This window comes from Ignavibacteria bacterium (assembly GCA_013177855.1).
GTDB lineage: Bacteria > Bacteroidota > Ignavibacteria > Ch128b > Ch128b > Ch128b.
This window is the reverse complement of sequence record JABLYA010000001.1, coordinates 2513560-2531493: the sequence shown is the minus strand read 5'-3', so window position 1 is coordinate 2531493 and position 17934 is coordinate 2513560. Positions and strand designations below refer to the sequence as shown.

Annotated in this window: 14 protein-coding genes and 2 tRNA genes; 4 read left to right on the top strand and 12 right to left on the bottom strand. The window is 32.5% G+C overall.

Features of this window, described 5'->3' with window-relative positions:
* Nucleotide 1 precedes the first annotated feature (1 nt).
* From HPY57_10585 to HPY57_10575, 3 genes are read right to left on the bottom strand one after another with little or no spacing between them, the layout of a single operon-like run.
* Nucleotides 2-1297: an adenylosuccinate lyase gene (locus HPY57_10585; GenBank protein ID NPV12225.1), complete on the bottom strand. Its 1296-nt coding sequence runs from the start codon at nucleotides 1295-1297 to the stop codon at nucleotides 2-4.
* Entirely contained in the window at nucleotides 1294-2502 is a 1209-nt protein-coding gene (locus HPY57_10580) for a trypsin-like serine protease (protein ID NPV12224.1), read from the bottom strand. Before HPY57_10580 ends, HPY57_10585 begins: the two co-directional genes overlap by 4 nt.
* Complete coding sequence (locus tag HPY57_10575) at nucleotides 2499-3131, bottom strand: glycerol-3-phosphate acyltransferase (protein ID NPV12223.1); 633 nt, start codon at nucleotides 3129-3131, stop codon at nucleotides 2499-2501. The genes HPY57_10580 and HPY57_10575 overlap by 4 nt, the downstream gene beginning before the upstream one ends.
* Before the next feature lie 329 nt (nucleotides 3132-3460).
* Between HPY57_10575 and HPY57_10570 the strand changes: the two genes are divergently transcribed.
* From HPY57_10570 to HPY57_10560, 3 genes are read left to right on the top strand one after another with little or no spacing between them, the layout of a single operon-like run.
* The gene (locus tag HPY57_10570; protein ID NPV12222.1) at nucleotides 3461-5605 is read left to right on the top strand and encodes a T9SS type A sorting domain-containing protein; all 2145 of its coding nucleotides are present in this window, start codon (nucleotides 3461-3463) and stop codon (nucleotides 5603-5605) included.
* Nucleotides 5606-5652: 47 nt separating this feature from the next.
* The gene (locus tag HPY57_10565) at nucleotides 5653-6495 is read left to right on the top strand and encodes a T9SS type A sorting domain-containing protein (protein NPV12221.1); all 843 of its coding nucleotides are present in this window, start codon (nucleotides 5653-5655) and stop codon (nucleotides 6493-6495) included.
* Nucleotides 6496-6506: 11 nt separating this feature from the next.
* Nucleotides 6507-7685 (top strand): serine hydrolase, encoded by a 1179-nt coding sequence (locus tag HPY57_10560; GenBank protein NPV12220.1) that lies wholly within the window; start codon nucleotides 6507-6509, stop codon nucleotides 7683-7685.
* Between the two features lie 134 nt (nucleotides 7686-7819).
* Here HPY57_10560 and HPY57_10555 read toward each other — a convergent pair whose 3' ends face one another.
* From HPY57_10555 to HPY57_10520, 8 genes are all read right to left on the bottom strand, one after another.
* Nucleotides 7820-8107, bottom strand: a complete 288-nt coding sequence (locus HPY57_10555) for an HU family DNA-binding protein (GenBank protein ID NPV12219.1) — start codon at nucleotides 8105-8107, stop codon at nucleotides 7820-7822.
* 127 nt (nucleotides 8108-8234) lie between these two features.
* A complete protein-coding gene (gene mazG / locus HPY57_10550) occupies nucleotides 8235-9014 on the bottom strand; it encodes a nucleoside triphosphate pyrophosphohydrolase (protein ID NPV12218.1) in 780 nt (259 codons plus the stop codon).
* 17 nt (nucleotides 9015-9031) lie between these two features.
* Nucleotides 9032-12880: a DUF4397 domain-containing protein gene (locus tag HPY57_10545; protein NPV12217.1), complete on the bottom strand. Its 3849-nt coding sequence runs from the start codon at nucleotides 12878-12880 to the stop codon at nucleotides 9032-9034.
* 8 nt (nucleotides 12881-12888) lie between these two features.
* A complete protein-coding gene (locus HPY57_10540) occupies nucleotides 12889-14271 on the bottom strand; it encodes a DUF4397 domain-containing protein (GenBank protein NPV12216.1) in 1383 nt (460 codons plus the stop codon).
* A gap of 293 nt (nucleotides 14272-14564) precedes the next feature.
* Entirely contained in the window at nucleotides 14565-14693 is a 129-nt protein-coding gene (locus HPY57_10535) for a GIY-YIG nuclease family protein (GenBank protein NPV12215.1), read from the bottom strand.
* Nucleotides 14694-14697: 4 nt separating this feature from the next.
* A tRNA-Cys gene (locus HPY57_10530) sits at nucleotides 14698-14777 on the bottom strand.
* Nucleotides 14750-14983, bottom strand: a complete 234-nt coding sequence (locus tag HPY57_10525; protein NPV12214.1) for a GIY-YIG nuclease family protein — start codon at nucleotides 14981-14983, stop codon at nucleotides 14750-14752. The genes HPY57_10530 and HPY57_10525 overlap by 28 nt, the downstream gene beginning before the upstream one ends.
* A 31-nt stretch (nucleotides 14984-15014) precedes the next feature.
* Nucleotides 15015-15087 (bottom strand) — tRNA-Ala (locus HPY57_10520).
* 124 nt (nucleotides 15088-15211) lie between these two features.
* Between HPY57_10520 and bshC the strand changes: the two genes are divergently transcribed.
* The gene (gene bshC / locus HPY57_10515) at nucleotides 15212-16837 is read left to right on the top strand and encodes a bacillithiol biosynthesis cysteine-adding enzyme BshC (GenBank protein NPV12213.1); all 1626 of its coding nucleotides are present in this window, start codon (nucleotides 15212-15214) and stop codon (nucleotides 16835-16837) included.
* 116 nt (nucleotides 16838-16953) lie between these two features.
* Here the strand turns inward: bshC and HPY57_10510 are convergent, their stop codons facing one another.
* Complete coding sequence (locus HPY57_10510) at nucleotides 16954-17922, bottom strand: glycosidase (protein ID NPV12212.1); 969 nt, start codon at nucleotides 17920-17922, stop codon at nucleotides 16954-16956.
* Nucleotides 17923-17934: the final 12 nt, after the last annotated feature.

Sequence of the window (17934 nt, the reverse complement as noted above, 5' to 3'; positions counted from 1 at the left end):
TTTATTTCAAACCCAATCTATTAAAAATATAGTCAACTCTCTCAATCAATCTTGAGTGATCAAAGACTTTTTCAATCTCATCAGCATTCAAATATTTTAAGATTTTGGGATCGCTAAGTAATTCAGTTTTAAAGTCTGTTTCGCCGTCCCAAACTTTCATTGCATTAGTCTGAACAAGTTTATAAGCATCTTCGCGTGATAATCCTTTTTCAATTAGAGCCAGCAAAACTTTTTGTGAATGAATCAAACCTTTTGTCAGTTCAATGTTCTTTTCGATTTGTTCAGGATTGAATTTCAAATTTGACAAGACAAAGTTCATTTTATCTAAAATATAATCAAGCAGTATTGTAGTATCAGGGAAAATAATTCTTTCAACTGAAGAATGAGAAATATCTCTTTCATGCCAGAGATTAATATTCTCAAGTGAAGCAAAAGCATTTGTTCGAATAAGTCTTGCAAGTCCAGCAATCCGTTCACATATTATTGGATTTCTTTTGTGAGGCATTGCCGAAGAACCTTTTTGACCTTCAGCAAATGGTTCTTCAACTTCACGAACTTCTGTTTTTTGCAGATGTCGAATTTCTGTTGCAATTTTTTCGAGAGTTGAAGCAATCAGTGCAAGTGTCAATACATATTCAGCATGAACATCTCTTTGAACAATTTGAGTTGATATTCGAGCAGGTTTAATCCCAAGCTTATTACAAACGTACTCTTCGATTTCGGGACTGAGATGCTCATAAGTTCCGACAGCACCAGAGATCTTTCCAATTGCAGCATTCTCTGCCGCTGATTTTAATCGTTCAATGTTTCTTAAAATTTCATCGTACCAGAGAGCAAACTTCAGTCCGTAAGTTGTGAGTTCAGCGTGCACGCCGTGTGTTCTTCCAATGCAAACTAAATATTTATGTTGTTGTGCAAGCTTCTTAAGAGTGTCTCTTAATTTTTCCAGATCAGTAAGTAAGATTTTTGATGCTTGTTTAATTTGCACAGCAAGGCAGGTATCGAGAACATCTGAAGAAGTCATTCCATAATGAATTAATTTCCCCTCTTTTCCAATGCTCTTCGCAACATCAGTAATAAACGCAATTACATCATGATGAACTTTCTCTTCAATCTGCTTAATTCTTTTAATATTAAAATTGGCTTTCGATCTTATCTGATTGTAAACTGATCTGGGAATTTCTTTAAGATGAACCCGAGCTTCTACAGCAAGTAACTCAATCTCGAGCCAGATTTTAAATTTGTTCTCTTCTGACCAGACATCAGATATTTCTTTTCGTGAATATCTTTCTATCATCTCTTTTCAAGCTTCATTTTTCTTTCAACAATTTTATCATTATGTAAAACTTTAAGAGTAATCACCTGACCTGTTCTAAATTCATTGAAAATTGATTTAATATCATTCTCATCGTTGATTTGCTCGCCTTCAATTTCAAGTATCACATCCCCAACTTCTATCTTCGCTTTATCAGCAGGACTTCCTGGTTGAACTTGAGTTACAATTACACCTTTGCTTGTTTTAAGTCCATAATATTTTGCAATTCTTTCATCAACATTTTGAATTGAAAGTCCAGTCCAGAAATCCCGATCAATCTTTGAATTCTTTTTTAGTTCATCAACAACCTTTTTTATTTTATTAATAGGAATTGCAAATCCAATTCCAATATTTCCAGTTGAATAAGTATTCCCAGTATAAATTAAAGTATTCATTCCAATAACTTCACCAATGCTATTGACTAGTGGACCGCCAGAATTTCCGCCATTAATTGGTGCATCTGTCTGAATCATTTTTCTGTAATAACGATTATTAACTGGCTGAAGAGTTAAATCGGTAGAACTTACAACTCCAACTGTCACAGTTGGTTTATTATTTATATCAAAAAGTCCAAATGGATTACCTAACGCAATAACCCATTCACCAATTATTACATCATCAGAATTACCAAGAACAACATAAGGCAAATTCTTTCCATTTATTTTTAATAAGCAAATATCGCTCTGTGGATCGCTTCCAACAATTTCTGCATCGTACCTTTCACCATTAGTCAATGTCACAACTATCTTTTTTGCATTTCCAGCCACATGATCATTGGTAACGATATATCCATCAGGTGAAATAATAAATCCACTGCCCAGACTGTGAACTTCTTGCTTGTAAGTTCTATCTCCAAAAAATCTGCGGAAGAAAGGATCGTCTCTAAAGAACGGATCATCAAAAAAAGAGAAAAATGGATCTCGATACTCACGAATTTCTGTTACATTTATACCGACAACAGCTGGACTAACCTTTCGGACTGTTCTTGTAATTGCTGTCTCTCTTGAGTTACTGATATCCTGATTAGCTGCTTCTTTTTGAAGATAATTTGCCGGTAAAATTTTTGCATCGGTTGATTCAGTATAAATTTTCTCATGATCTGAATTCACGATTTTTTGTACACTAAGAGTTGTTAAAACAGAGACTAAAATTGTCAGACCTATAATAACGAAAATGTTTCTCTTCATTTCTTAACCTCTCTTTTTAATTTGCTTTTACTAATCAACTCTTTCAAAGGTTCAATATGTTTTATAAAGATCACACCAAGAACAAGAGTGACGACCACAAAATATTCAAAGTAATTTTCAGTTATTGGGTAAAGATATTTTTTTAGAAATCCAAAATTGATAATCAAAAGAATAAAAGTCGAAATCGTTGCCCATATATTTCCTAAATGAATGTCTTTGTTTCTTAAATAAACAAAAAGCCAGATTATAGCCCAGAGAAAAAATGCAGCAGGAACAAATGTTATGGTTGATCCAAATGCGGTTGCAAGTCCCCTTCCACCTTTAAAACTTATCCAGATAGAAAAACAATGACCAAGAACAACTAAAAAAGTGGAAAGTCCTATTACTAAAAAATTATTGGGGAAATAATGTTTTGCAATTTGAACAGCTAAAAATCCTTTAGCGAAATCGACAAAAAACACAATAAAACCCAGCAATTTAGAACCACTAACCTCATATGTATTCATTCCACCAACATTACCAGAACCAGCTTTTCTGATATCAATCCCCTTAATTAATTTCATTAAAATGAATGCTGTAGGAATTGAACCGAGAAGATAACTAACTAGGAATATGAATAAAATTTTCATACTTAAAATTACGAAATAGAATCAGGATTGAAAAATTTATTAGTTGAAAATTCCAATTTTCGAAGTCAAATTTTAAATCGTATTGAATGAGCATGATCCTCTTCTAAAGAGAAATAAAATAGCAGAATTAACTTTGATGAAATGAATCTTATATGATAAAACTTACTGTTTGGTAAATGCAAACCTGAACAAATCCAGTTATAGAGCTATCCCAATTTTGCCAGATTATAATTTTTAATGCGATTCCTAAAAACAATTAAAATAATTTTACAATCTATTTTATCATAAATTTGCATTGTGAACCGATAATAAATCGAAAAAATTGAGTTATGAAAAAACTATTAACTTTACTCGCCCTTATATCTTCAAATCTCTTTGCACAATTTTTCTGGAGCAATCCTTCAATTCAAAATAATACTTTGCGTGATATAGATTTTTTTAATAACTCAACACTTTATGCTGTCGGTGACTTAGGAACCATCCTTACCTCAACTGATCAGGGTAAAACCTGGAATGTTATTCATCGTTTTCTTGGACTTGAGAACGATCTTTATTCGATTGATTTTTCAGATGAAAATAATGGATGGATCTGTGGAAATTATGGTTTGATAATTCGAACTTTTGATGGAACTCAGAGCTGGCAAATTCAATCATCGCCAACTATGAACAATCTTAGAAAAGTTTTTGCATTAAGGTGGGATAAAGCCTGGATCGTTGGTGAAAATGGAACTATTCTATATGCTGATAATGGTTATACATTTGTTCAACAAACATCCCCGACTCAACGAAATCTGAATTCAGTTTTTTTCATTGATGAAAATAATGGTTTCATAGTTGGTGATTCAGGTGTAATGCTGAGAACTTACAATGCTGGTTCATACTGGCAACCTATTCCACTTCCACAGGTGAAAAAAAATATTTCTGATATTTACTTTACTTCTTCAACTCGAGGTTATGCAGTAGGTGATTCTGGATTAATTTTAAGAACTACAAATGGCGGAATAAGCTGGCAAATAATTGGTCAGGATGTAACTCAATCTGATTTAAAGTCTATTTTCTTTTTTGATGATTTAAGAGGTTATGTTGTCGGAAAAGAATCAAGAATCTTTTTTACAAATAATGGAGGCGAGACCTGGACTTTTCAATTGAGTCCAACCTGGCGAACACTTTACGGATGTTATTTTATCTCTCAATCTATTGGTATTGCAATTGGTGATTGGGGAACCATCCTTAGAACAACAAACGGCGGTGATGGATGGTTTCAGCTTAATAAAGGAAGCGACGAATATCTTAACAAATCATTCTTTATCAATGAAAATTACGGCTGGGTTGCTGGTGATCGAGGAACAATCTTAAAAACAACTAATGGAGGACAAAGCTGGTATCGTGTCCTTTGCTGGAATCGATGGAATCAATTTATGACAGCCGATATTAATGCAATCCAGATGTTTAATGAAAGTCAGGGATATGCAATTGGCGACTCAGGCTATTTTGGATGGACATCAGATGGAGGTGAAAACTGGAGGTTTTATCACTACGATTCAACAAATCGAATGGATGATTTATTTGGAATTCACTTCTTTGATCAATGGAATGGATGGGTTGTGGGCGGATACTGGAGTCAACCTGTTTTTCTTAAAACAACTAACGGTGGACAAAGCTGGTATATCTGGCGACCCTCTGATCAATACTATGCAGCGGTTCCTCTTCATGTTCAAATGTTAAATTACTCTTACGGTTGGGCATCAGGACGAACTGGGGTCTTACGTTATACAACAAATGGCGGTGAAAGCTGGAATTACTATGATCCTAATATTTTAGGTTTTGGTGATTGGTTAAACTGGATTAAGTTTGTTAATCCAAATGTAGGATGGACTTGCGGCAAAGCAGGAAAAATTTTTAAGACCACTAACTCTGGACTTTATTGGTTTGAGCAATTTTCAGGAACGAGTAAAGAATTGATGTCAATTAATTTTTATGATGAAAATTTTGGATTTGCTGTCGGCAGAGAAGGAATTATCTTAAAAACAACCGATGGCGGAGAAAATTGGATTGAACTCCCAAGATTTACAAGAAAAGATTTAAAATCTGTTTTCATTATAAATAATCAAGTTGCTTACATAACTGGAGATCTCGGTTTAATTTTGAAAACAACAAATGGCGGAACTACTTTCGTCGAAATTGAGAATCCACTGCTTGAGACCTTTAAAGTAGAACAAAACTTTCCCAATCCTTTTAATTCATCTACTACAATAAAATTCAATCTTCCTCATCAAAGCAATGTTCGTGTAAGTGTCTATAACTCATTGGGACAATTGATTACAATTTTATTGGACAAAGAGCTGCCAGCAGGTAGTCACGAAATTTATTTCAATGTAAAAAACTTGAACTCGGAAATTCCATCTGGTATTTACTTCATCAATTTAAATTCAGGTCATCATAACAAAACAATCAAAGCTGTCTACTTAAAATAATCTATTCTAAATTAGGTGACTGGTTAATCAAAAAGGAAGGAATAAAAATGAAAACATTCTATCTTTCAGCAATATTCTTTTTTATCTCTTTAAATCTGATTGCACAAATTAATCTTGAGTATCAATCACCATATTTTCAATATTACAGTACAGCGGGTTGGTTCCCATTCAAAAAAAATGGTTCAAATTGGGAATATCGATTTTATTATGTCGATTCAACAAAATTTCAGATCTACTCTTCAGTTTATAATGGAACTGTTCAATATCAATATAATTTCACTCAACCCGAAGTTACAGCTGGAGGTCAAATATACTCTCTAGGAGTTGATTTGACAGGCGATAATATTGTTGAATTCTATGTAATAGGACAATACACAGTATCTTCCTATACAAGACAATCAGTAAGAATTTTAAATATCGTAAATAATCAAACTATTCTCGAACTTAACTCACAAAATTATTATTACTCTGCCCCATCAATTTACGATATTGATGGTGATGGAATTTTAGAATTGATATTTTTTGAATATGATATAATCAATTCATGGAGATATCGGTTGATTGTTTATAATACAAATGTTGGTACAGGAACTCTTGAGAACAACCCAATTGTAGGCTTTGATCTCAAACAAAATTATCCCAACCCTTTCAATCCAAATACTACTATAGAATTTAAAGTCCCCTACAGTAGTCAAGTAAAATTAGATGTTATTAATCTGAATGGTCAAATAATTAAGACTATTGTTAATGATGAACTTCAAGCTGGAAATTACAAAGTTGAATGGAATGGAACTGATAATTTTAACAATAGAGTTTCGAGCGGTGTCTATATTTATAGATTGATACAAAATGAAAATGAACTTTCACGAAAAATGATTTTACTAAAATAAATGGAGGCATTATGAAAAAGATTTTAGCTTTAGTTTTATTTTTCATTTCTACCTCTTTTGCCCAATATCCATCATTGATCTCACCAGAAGAAATTGGATTATCTTCGGAAAGATTAAAATACATTGATAGTGTTGTAATTAAGAATATCAATGAAGGGAATTTGCCTGGAGCTGTAATTTTAATTGGTAATAACAACGGGGTTGTTTATAGAAAAGCCTTTGGAAATTCATGGCTTGTTCCAGAAAAGAAACCGATGAAAATTGAAACTATTTTTGATCTTGCTTCTCTTACAAAACCAATTGCAACTGCAACATCTATAATGATTTTAGTCGAACGTGGAGTTATCTCTCTTGAAGATGAAGTCAGAAAATACATTCCAGAATTTAAGCCATTCGTAGATGAAAATGGTAAAGAACATCACGCAAAAATTTATCACTTGCTCACTCATACTTCAGGATTGCCCGATTACACAAATGCTGATTCAATCAAAAATAAATATGGTTATCCTGCACCAGAGGGAACAATTGAGACAATCTGTAATTTGCCGAGGTTTGCACCGCCTGGAAAAGAATTTAAATACAGCTGCCTTGGTTTCATCACTCTTGCAGAAATTATTAAAAGAATAACTGGTAAAAACATCGCTGAATTTTCAAAAGAAAATATTTTTGTTCCTCTCGGTATGAAAAAGACAACTTATAATCCTGATGAAAATCTAAAAAAAGACTGTGCCCCAACTGAAATTAGAGACGGAAAAATTTTATGCGGTGAAGTTCACGATCCTCTGGCAAATGTACAGGGAGGAATTTCAGGGAATGCTGGACTTTTCTCGACTGGCGATGATCTCGCCATTTTTGCCCAGATGATTCTAAATAAAGGAATTTACAAAGGAAAGAGGATTTTAGGTTCAAAAACCGTTGAATTGATGACTTCTATTTACCCCAAAGTTGAATTTGCTGGTCGTGGTCTCGGCTGGGATATAAACTCGGCCTATATGCAGCAAAGAGGAGACATCTTTGAAATTGGTTCGTTCGGTCATACAGGATTTACCGGCACTTCAATTCACATATCAAAGAAAGAAAATATATTTTTGATAATTCTCACAAACCGAGTTCATCCCGATGGAAAAGGAAACGTTGCTTCCTTGAGAAGAGCTATTGCGAATATAGTCGCATCTGCGATTGTGAAATGAAATAATAAGCTTTTGTGATAAGTTGAATATAAATCAAAGCCTGAAATAATTTTGATTAGTTTCAAAAAGTAATGATAGGTTAAGCCAAACTTAACCTATCATTACTTGAAAAAAAATGATTATAAAAATTTTATTTATTTAGAACCGAGGATTGCTTCTTTACAAGCTTTTGCAACTTTAAATTTCACAACTTTCTTTGCTGGCACTTTTACCATTTCGCCAGTTCGTGGATTTCTTGCCATTCTTTCTTTTCTTTCAACAAGAACAAGTTTTCCAAGCCCCGGAAGAGTGAATGAATTTTTTGCTTCTTGGTAAGCGAGATTTGCAAGATCTTCAAGTAATTGCTTGACTTGCTTTTTAGTAAGGCCATTTTTTTCTGCAAGTTTAGCAATGATTTCGGTTTTTGATAATGCTTTCCCCATTTGTTCTTCCTTTATTTTATTTTGGTTGATTTATTGTTTTTGTTTGATTGTGATTAACATTTCATTTCATTACTTAAAAATTTTGCAATTTTTTTCTATGTGAATTTACATTTAATTGTTTTCAGTTTCAATCATTTCGCTTAATATTTTCAATATTTTTTGATAGATCCCACAGTGATAACAACTCTTCGATCTTTAAGTCTTTTAATTCTCTATTCTCCAATTTCAACTTTTCTTCGATAAATTGAAACCTTCTGATGAATTTTCTATTTGCTTTTCGAAGGGCGGTTTCAGCATTTACATTTAGAAGTCTCGCAAAGTTTACAAGCGAGAATAACAAATCACCAAACTCATCTTCAATTTCATCAATTAGATTTTTATCGAGTGAATGTTTTAGTTCATAAATTTCTTCTTCAACTTTTTTGAAAGCCTCTTCTCTTGTAGTCCATTCGAAGCCAATCTTAGCTACTTTCTCCTGAATTCGATGTGCTCTCTGTAAAGCTGGAAGTTCATTTGGAATCCCATCTACAACTGATTTACGTCCTTCAGTAAGTTTAATTTTTTCCCAATTATGTTTTACGTCGTGATGATCTTTTACTTCAGTATTGCCAAAAACATGCGGGTGTCTTCGAATTAATTTTTCCTTTTCAAGGTTAATCACTTCCGCAAGAGTAAAGGCATTCATTTCTTCAGCTATCACAGAATGAAAAATTACATGCAATAATAAATCACCCAACTCTTTCTTGAGTTCGTCATAATCTTTCTGATCAATTGCTTCAACCACTTCATAAGCTTCTTCAAGAGTTGCTTCTTTGATAGTATCATTAGTCTGAATTCTATCCCAAGGGCATTCTTTTCTTAATAGTCTAATTATCTCTTCAAGTTCTTTGTATTCTTTTTCGGTCATTAGATATTAACCTCGTTTTAATAATCCTGAAACCATTTAACCTGTAAATTTTGTCCTATTTGTCCTTGATAAAATCCCATTACAATAATCGTATAAACCTTCCCGGCTGAAAGTGAAAAACCTCTTAGACTAGTTAATTCCTCTGATGTACCTGATCTAGTAAAAACAAAACTTAAAACTTGCGGGTCATAAGGTTCATAATTTGTAATCTGCTGATAAGTAAAATAGCTATGTTTTATAGAACCATTTGGGTTACCAATTTTGATATCAAATGGTGGTGAATTAGATGATGCATTTATAAAACGAACATAAGCTTTTGTTTCATCTATATTGAAATTTAAATCCTCGATTAGTACTGGAGTTAAATTAGAAACTGAGTCCATTAATAAAAATGAATAAAGTCTATTTGTTTCAAATTGGAAATTAAAACTAATTAAAGGTTGAGATGTTTGACCGGATCGGAAAACTTTTATTTCTCTCAACCCACTTCTAAAAAATTGATATCCTGATGAATTTCCGAATAAAATATTCTGTACAAAACTTGTTTGATTAAGCGTTACATCGAAACCTGTGGAATTTGGTGATGCATTTATTACTCTCATCCGAGCAATAAGACTTGGTGTATAGCTAAATAATGATTGACCTGAAGGATTAGTCTCATCTAAAAAGTTCAGTGAGTATTCTTCACCAAAATTTCCTGAATTGTTTCCAAGCAAATAAACTGTGTAAAGTTTCCCCTCTTCAAGAGTTGCATCAATAGCTAAAATCAATTGACTCGGCGAAGCTGATTTTGTAATTATTATCTCGTTAAATCCTGCATTCAGATCAAGGTAATTTGAAACGCTTTTATAACTTAAAGCTGTAATTTTAGTTGTTGAAGTGTAATTATTAAAAGTTATATTAACAGGTGCTAAGTCAAATGCACCATGAACTATTCTAAGGCTCGCTTTTCCTGCAGGGACTATCTTTACTGGATTTTCAAATAAAATATATTCAAGATTGGTTTTCCTATTTGTTACTAAAAAAGTATATGCTTTTGTATGGCTTAAATTTAAACTCTGACTAATTAATGGAGTGGTTGAACCAAATTCAAAGACTTTCACATCTTTATTGTTTCCTGAATTCACATTAAGAAGTGCAGTTGCAAATTTGTAAGTCACATTCGTTGCGACAAACTCATTATCAACACTCAATTGTAAATTTGGATTATCAGTGGAACCATTGACAAATCTTAATTTACTTCGCAACGGTGCAAACTTGAATAATTGCTGAGCTCCAGGATTTGACTCGATCAGGAAGTAAATATCCAATGCTGAAACACCGGTATTACCGGATTTTCCAAGAATGTAAACAGTGTAAATTTTATTTTCCTCAAGATATGCGTCCGATGTTAAAATAACATTCCCAGTCGATGATGATATTGTCACGGTAATCTGATTATTACCAGCAATTACATCAACATAATTTGATGTTGTCTTGAAAGGTACATTTGGAACGTTATAAATTCCCAAAGCATTTTGAATGCTTATAGTCATATTACCGAGCCCGGGTGCAGCATGCACAAATCTAATGCTTGACTTACCAGAAGGAACAGTTTTTGGCGGATTTTCAATTAGAAATCCATCTGGGAAATTTTTTTCGCCGCAAACAATAAATGTGTATTCTTTAGCAAAATCTATATTAGCTACTCGACTATAAATTTGAGTTATACTTCCAGATTGAGTAACCATTAAATTTCGATTATTGCCAGAAGGTATCTTCAATAAACCTGTTGCAAGTCTATAATTAATATTTCCTGCATACTTCACACTATCAACATAAAAATCAACAATGGGATTATCAGAAAGTCCATTCAAAAATCGAACATTTGTTTTGATTGAACTAAATTCTGGAAGTTTTTGATATAAGTCCTCTGTCTCTTTTAAAAATCCTATCGAATATCTTTTATCTACACTTCCCGAGCTTAATCCGCTCAACAAAATTGTGTACGACACACCAACATCAATATCTGCTTCGCAGGAGACTAAAACATTTTGTGTTCCTGACTGATAGACTACAATCTGATTCTTTCCGCCAGCGACATTATAGAAGTTTGTTACAGTTTTTGATGGAATTTGATTAATAGGTAAAGAACCATTTTGATTTATGATTTTAACATCCACAGAATTCTGATCATAGATGCCATTAACGAATCTTAGACTTGAATTTCCTATTGGTATAGTTCTTTGAGTTGATTCAAGCACTAAAACCTCAGGCGAGACAGAACTTCCAACAGAGAATAAAAGATATTTCTTTTCAATCTCTAAATTTATTGTTGATTGAAAAATTGGTGTATTTGAATCAGAAGGCTTTACTTGAATTGTTCTAAATCCAGTGTTGACCGAAAAAAACTTAGTTGCATATTTATAATTCAAATTCGAGTGGACTTTATTTTCATCAATAATTAAATCTAAACCATTAAAATCTGGCGAACCATTGATCAATTTCACCGCAGATTTAACCTGCTCAAATGTAAAAAGATTCTGCCCAAGTGTATCATTATCCTTTACAAAACTAAGCATCAAAGAATTTCTATCATTACCTGTGTAAGAACCGGTTAAAAATGCTGAATAAATTCTTCCGCCTTCAAGATAAGCTGAAATGCTTAGTAAGTTCGGTTTACCACTCGAACTTAATGAAAGAATATTTTGTCCCGGTGCGAGTTCAAAGTATTCCGTTGCTTGGCCGTAAGTTTGTATCTCTTTTATTCCTTGACCAAGTAATGATTTGTAGTTTATTAAAACATTTTCTATATCAATTGATGCATTAATTATTCTAAGTAAAGCACGATTCCCTGGAATTGTCTTTGACTCATTTGTGAAAGTATAAATTGAAATTTTATTTTTAGCATTTGATAAATAAACTGTGTAATTTTTTAGTTCTTCAAACACTAAAGTTGTATCAAGAGAGCCAGCCCCTGAACTTAGATTAATTTTTATTCTTCTTGCACCTGCTTTGAGATTTTGAAATGATGTGGCTTGGTTGAAAGGAATTGAGCTTCTAAAAGGATTATTGTCAATTAGTATTTGTGCAGATTGTGCTGATGTTATTCCATTTATAAATCTTACCTTAGAAATACCCTGCTCAAAACTAAACAATGTTTGATCAGTATATTTTGTTTCATCAAGTATGTTTGCATTTAAAGCCGTACTATCTAAAGCACTAATATTACCTGAAACATAAATCGAATAAATTTTATTCGCTTCAAGATTAATGGTGGAGGTAAAGATTAATTTTTCAAAACCTGACTCAAAAACATTTACTTTTGATGTTCCAGGTGAAATTCGTAAAAAATCTGTTGCATCTGTATAATTAATTCCTGTGAATAAAAAATTATCTGATTGATTGTAGATTGCTATATCGACACTATCGATTTCATCAAATCCATGGATAAATCTTACTAACGCATAATCAGGCTGTGGATTTAATTGTTTTATTTCAATCGTTTTTAATTTGATTTTATTTCCACTACCAACAAAATTAATTGAATAAAACTTATTAGAATCAAGCTTTATTGTATCTTTAAGGAGAGCATCTGTTTCGGAGATCCTTGAAATTTTAATCTCATGTAAACCCGGATTTAAATCAAAGTAGTAAGTTGCTAGTTTATAGGTGGAATATGAATAAACTTTTACATTGTTTATATAGATATCAATCGGTGGATTTTCAAGTAAAAGATTAACAAAACGAACTTTTGTACCTTTACCAAGAGTCGATTTACCCGGTTCAGTAGGCCATTCTTTAACTGGTCCACAAGAATTGATCATTAAGAAAATTAAAATTTGAAAAAATATGATAATGAAATATTTAATTTTCCAATTCGTCATTTTACAAATTAAAACCAGTTAAATAACATTTGTGAACCTGGTTCAGAATCAATCAACAAATCAAAGCTAATAGGTGAACTTTGTGTACCAGTAATAAAACCAATAATATAAGCTGAATAAACCCTACCGCCATCCAAAAACATTCTTCCATATTTTAATGTATCAGTAGTTCCTGCCTGATAAATGACAACATCAAGTGGACCTGCTGGATACTCTATAAAATTTGAAACACCACGATAACTCAAGGTCACATAATTTGGTGGTCTATCAACACTTGAAGAAAATTTTATATAAACCGAAGGTGCATTTGGTGAAATATGAACTACTCTCAAGAAAGCTCTATCACCACCGGGACTTTTTGACGGAGTCTCAAGTACTAATCCAGAAAGGTTCAAAAAATTATTAATTGCAATCACCATATACGATTTATCAAGTTCAAAATTAAATGAACCTGTAAATATTGGAGAAATTCCCCCACTCTCTAATATTTTTATAGTTCTTGATCCTGCTTTAACTTTAATTAGCGCTGATGCCAGTTTAAATGGTTGATCAACTAAAACCTTAGCATCATCAATTACAAAATCTAAATTAGGTGAGTCTACCGAACCATTAAGAAATCTAACTGAAGCTTCTCCTTCAGCATAATTAAAAAGAACTTGTGCTCGAGTATCACTCTCATTTAAAAAATTTAAGTTAATTTTTTCATCACCTGTTGCATTATATGCACCGGTTAAAAATGCTGTGTATACTTTACCTGATTCAAGATACGTAACATTTGTCATAATTATATAATTAGTCCCCGTTGCAGTAATTATTATTTTATTACTGCCAGATTTCAATTCAATAAAATCTGAAATATTACCAAATGATATACCCTGAAGAAGTTTAGTCCCCTCATCGTTAGTTATCTTTACATCAATAGTTCCAGCAATATCTTTTGTTCCATGAAAAAATCTAATTAATGATCTACCTGCACCTATTGTTTTTGGATCATTTTGAATTACAGCATATTGAAAATCTGAAATTTTATTATAAGCTACTATTGTATAAATTTTTTCTGGATCAATATTCAGTGAGAAGTCAGCAAAATTTTGGTTTGGATTTTCTGTCGACTTAATTTGAATGCTTCTATTTCCACTTCCAACATTAAAAATTTGTCCTGCATATTTATATCTGGCAGCTGAAACTAATTTTTTAGTTGCAACTACAAAATCCAATTGATTAGATTTTACACAAAGGTTAATAAATCTTACTCCAGTTTCCCCTTTTTCAAACCCAAATGGAGATTCAATTGGACCAGATGGAAATCTGCCGCGAAAGTCCTCACAAGAAGTGAACATAAACATGCTTAGAATCAATAAAATAAAAATCCTGACATTCCTGTTTGTCATTTCCTGATCTCTTTTTTTGAATAATAAAAATAATTTAAGACATATTCCAATAGAAAATAAGAACTTAGGGAATTGTTCTAATATTATTTGTGAAATGAAGATGATTAATCTTCTGGAATTTATAAAAGAAATCCAGATTAGGGCTTCCTTCTAAAATCATGACTTTCAGTTTATCCACCGGAGTTTTTGAATTAAAAGATTATATATAAGGAGATTGGAAGCCCTTTTATCTTCTTTGAATTGATATTTAATATAATCATTTCATTTTTTGATTTTAAACGAATAACTAAACTCTATCTCATTAAAAAATCATAACCTGAGTTATGATACATTAATCTTCGTTCTAAATCATTTGTTTGTCCTACATAATATCGATTGGTTTTTAAGGAGTGCAATATGTATACGTAAAACTTTTCCCCCATCTTGTGGAGCCAGGGGGAGTCGAACCCCCGACCTCTCCGATTGCATCGGAGCGCTCTCAAAACTGAGCTCGACTTATCAACTCCTCTATATACTTCCGACTCTTCTTCTTTTTTATCTCTTGCTCTCGATTGAATGCTTCTTGTTTACTTGAATATTCTTCTACATAAACTAATTCCCAGGGAATTCCACTCTTTGTAGATGGATTATAACCTGAGTTGTGATACATTAATCTTCGTTCTAAATCATTTGTTTGTCCTACATAATATCGATTGGTTTTTAAGGAGTGCAATATGTATACGTAAAACTTTTCCCCCATCTTGTGGAGCCAGGGGGAGTCGAACCCCCGACCTTCTGAATGCCATTCAGACGCTCTCCCAACTGAGCTATGGCCCCAAAATTTCGATGCAAAGTTATCAAAAATTTTCAAATTCTAAAATTTTTATTCAATCAGGTTTTATTTTTGATCAATACTTATTTTTGTGTGAAAAACAAAAATGTAAATTTATTTGAGGTTAAAATGTCAATTAAGCATTCTGAAATTCCAATCAATCTACAGTTATTCATTGACTACATTGAAAATTTTGAAAATGTAAAAGAATTCTATCCTACTAATTTCAGGGATAACGAGGCACTTATTAAAAATCTCGAAAACTTTAATAAAGATTTAGAACATCGAGAAAAATTAGTTCAAATAATAAAAAAACAATATGCCGAGGAAAATATCTCTGAAAAAACAAAACAAAACATTGATGCTTTGCTCTCGGAGAATACATTCGCAATAATAACAGGTCAACAACTTGGAATATTGCTTGGACCTCTTTACACAATCTACAAAGTAATTACATCCATCAAACTTGCAGAACAATTGAATGAACTCTATCCTGAGTTAAAATTCGTTCCTATCTTTTGGCTGGAAGGTGATGATCATGATTTCGATGAAGTTAATTGGATAAAAATTCTTGATAATGAAAACAGTTTAACAAAAATTACATATGAAGATGGACTTGATGCTGAAACTAATCGCGGACCAATGGGGAACTATCAGTTTGATTTGACAATTGAGAGTTTTATTGAAAAAATTTCGACCTCCTTAAGAGAAACTGAATTCAAGTCAGATGTAATCAACCTGGTAAAGAAATTTTATTATGCTGGTGCGAGTTTTAAGTCTGGTTTCGTTGGTTTAATGAAGATGTTTTTTGATAAATATGGTCTAATAGTGTTTGATCCACAAGATATTGAGGTTAAAGACTGGCTTAAAAATATTTTTAGAAAGGATATCGAGAACTCTCAATTTATTTCTGAAGAATTGATTTTAAGAAGTGCTAAGCTCGAAGAAAATTATCATGCTCAAGTTAAGATTAAACCTATTAATTTATTTTATTTCGAGGATGGAGGAAGATATTTAATTGAACCAGCAGGTAATGATTTTAGATTAAAAGGAAAACGAAAAAAATTTACTTATGATCAATTAATTGCTGAGATAAATTCAACTCCAGAAAAATTTAGTCCAAATGTTGTTTTACGACCCATTTGCCAAGATTTCATTTTTCCAACTGCTTACTATATCGCAGGACCTTCAGAAATTTGTTATCATGCTCAAATTTATCCTTACTACGCAATTCATAATCTAACTCCTCCAATTCTTTTCCCCCGTGCAAGTGCAACAGTAATTGAAGCAAAAGTCCAGAACATTTTAAATAAATATGAATTAAAACTTCAGGATTTTTTTAATGATCTTGAAACTCTTGCAACTAATATCACAGATAAAAATTCTGAAATAAAAGTACAAAATATTTTTGAGAAAGTTTATCAGGAAATAGAAAGTCCTTTTAATTACTTGAAAGAAAATCTTGTTAAAATTGATTCAACCTTAGAAGATGTGATTAAAACCACCCATAATAAAGTAGTCCAAAGTCTTGGTGTTCTAAAAGAAAAAGCTCTGGCAGCACAAAAGAAAAGAAACGAAATAATCTTCAGGCAAATTTACAAGACATCAAACATTCTGTTCCCAGATGAAAATCTGCAGGAACGTGAGATCAATTTTATCTACTTCGCAAATAAATATTCACTTAATGTGATTGATTATCTTTTTGAAAACCTTGATATAAATTTATTTGAACATCAGTTAATACAGATTGGATAAAGTAAAAAAGTCAGGTTGAGTTTATTCAACCTGACTTTTTTAAAATCTTCTTAAAGGCACTTAATAAAAGCTGTTCACCATTATTAATACATTGAAAAATTGTATACTCCAAAGTTTCAGCCCCATCTTTTAGCTTCTTCAGCTTCAGGGCAATTCAGAATATATTCTCTCAATTCATTTAGATTAGCAAACGCAAGTGCAATTGAAGTATCCGCTGCACCGTAATACAATCTGACTTCATCTCCTTCAACAATCCAACCGCAAGGGAAAACAACGTCATCAACATCACCTTCTCTCTCATAAAATTCGCGAGGACCAAAAATCCATTCATCACTTCTTCGCAGGACTTTTGTAGGATTTTCTTTATCAAGCAAAGCCAGACCAAGCCTATAAATTGAACCGCCAGCTGTTTTCTTAACACCATGATATAGTATCAACCATCCTTCGGGAATTAAAATTGGCGGAGGAGAAAGACCAATTTTATTGGCATCCCACCATGCACCATCTCGAGCACGAATTAAGATTCTATGTTCACCCCAATGAAACAAATCAGGTGAAAAAGATATCCAAATGTGAGCCGCAGAATAAGGAGTTGAAATTATAGGCCTGTGTATCATTGCCCAGCGATTATTAAACTTAACAGGGAAAAGTGCTGCATCTTTATCTTCGGGTGGAAGTATAGCGCCCACTTTTTCAAATTTTTCAAAATCTTCAGTCAGTGCTAACGAGACAAGTGGTCCCCCGTGAGAATAAGCAGTGTAAGTGATTGCATATTTATTTAGTTCTTCTAGAAAAGTTATCCTTGGATCTTCAATCCCCCATATTTCTTCAGGAAATTTTTCTGGTTCTGGTTGCAAAGTTGGTTTTCTATCAATTCTCCAGTTATCAACTCCATTTTTACTCCTTGCGATTGTTAGATGAGATATTCCTCTCATATCCTCTATACGCATCAAGAGAATTGTCTCATCACCAAATTTTACTGCACCAGCATTAAAGACTGAGTTTGATTTGTAAGGTATATTTTGAATCGTAATAATTGGATTATCTTTATATTTCTTGAATAATTCAACTTTTGAATTACTCATATTTCTCTCCTC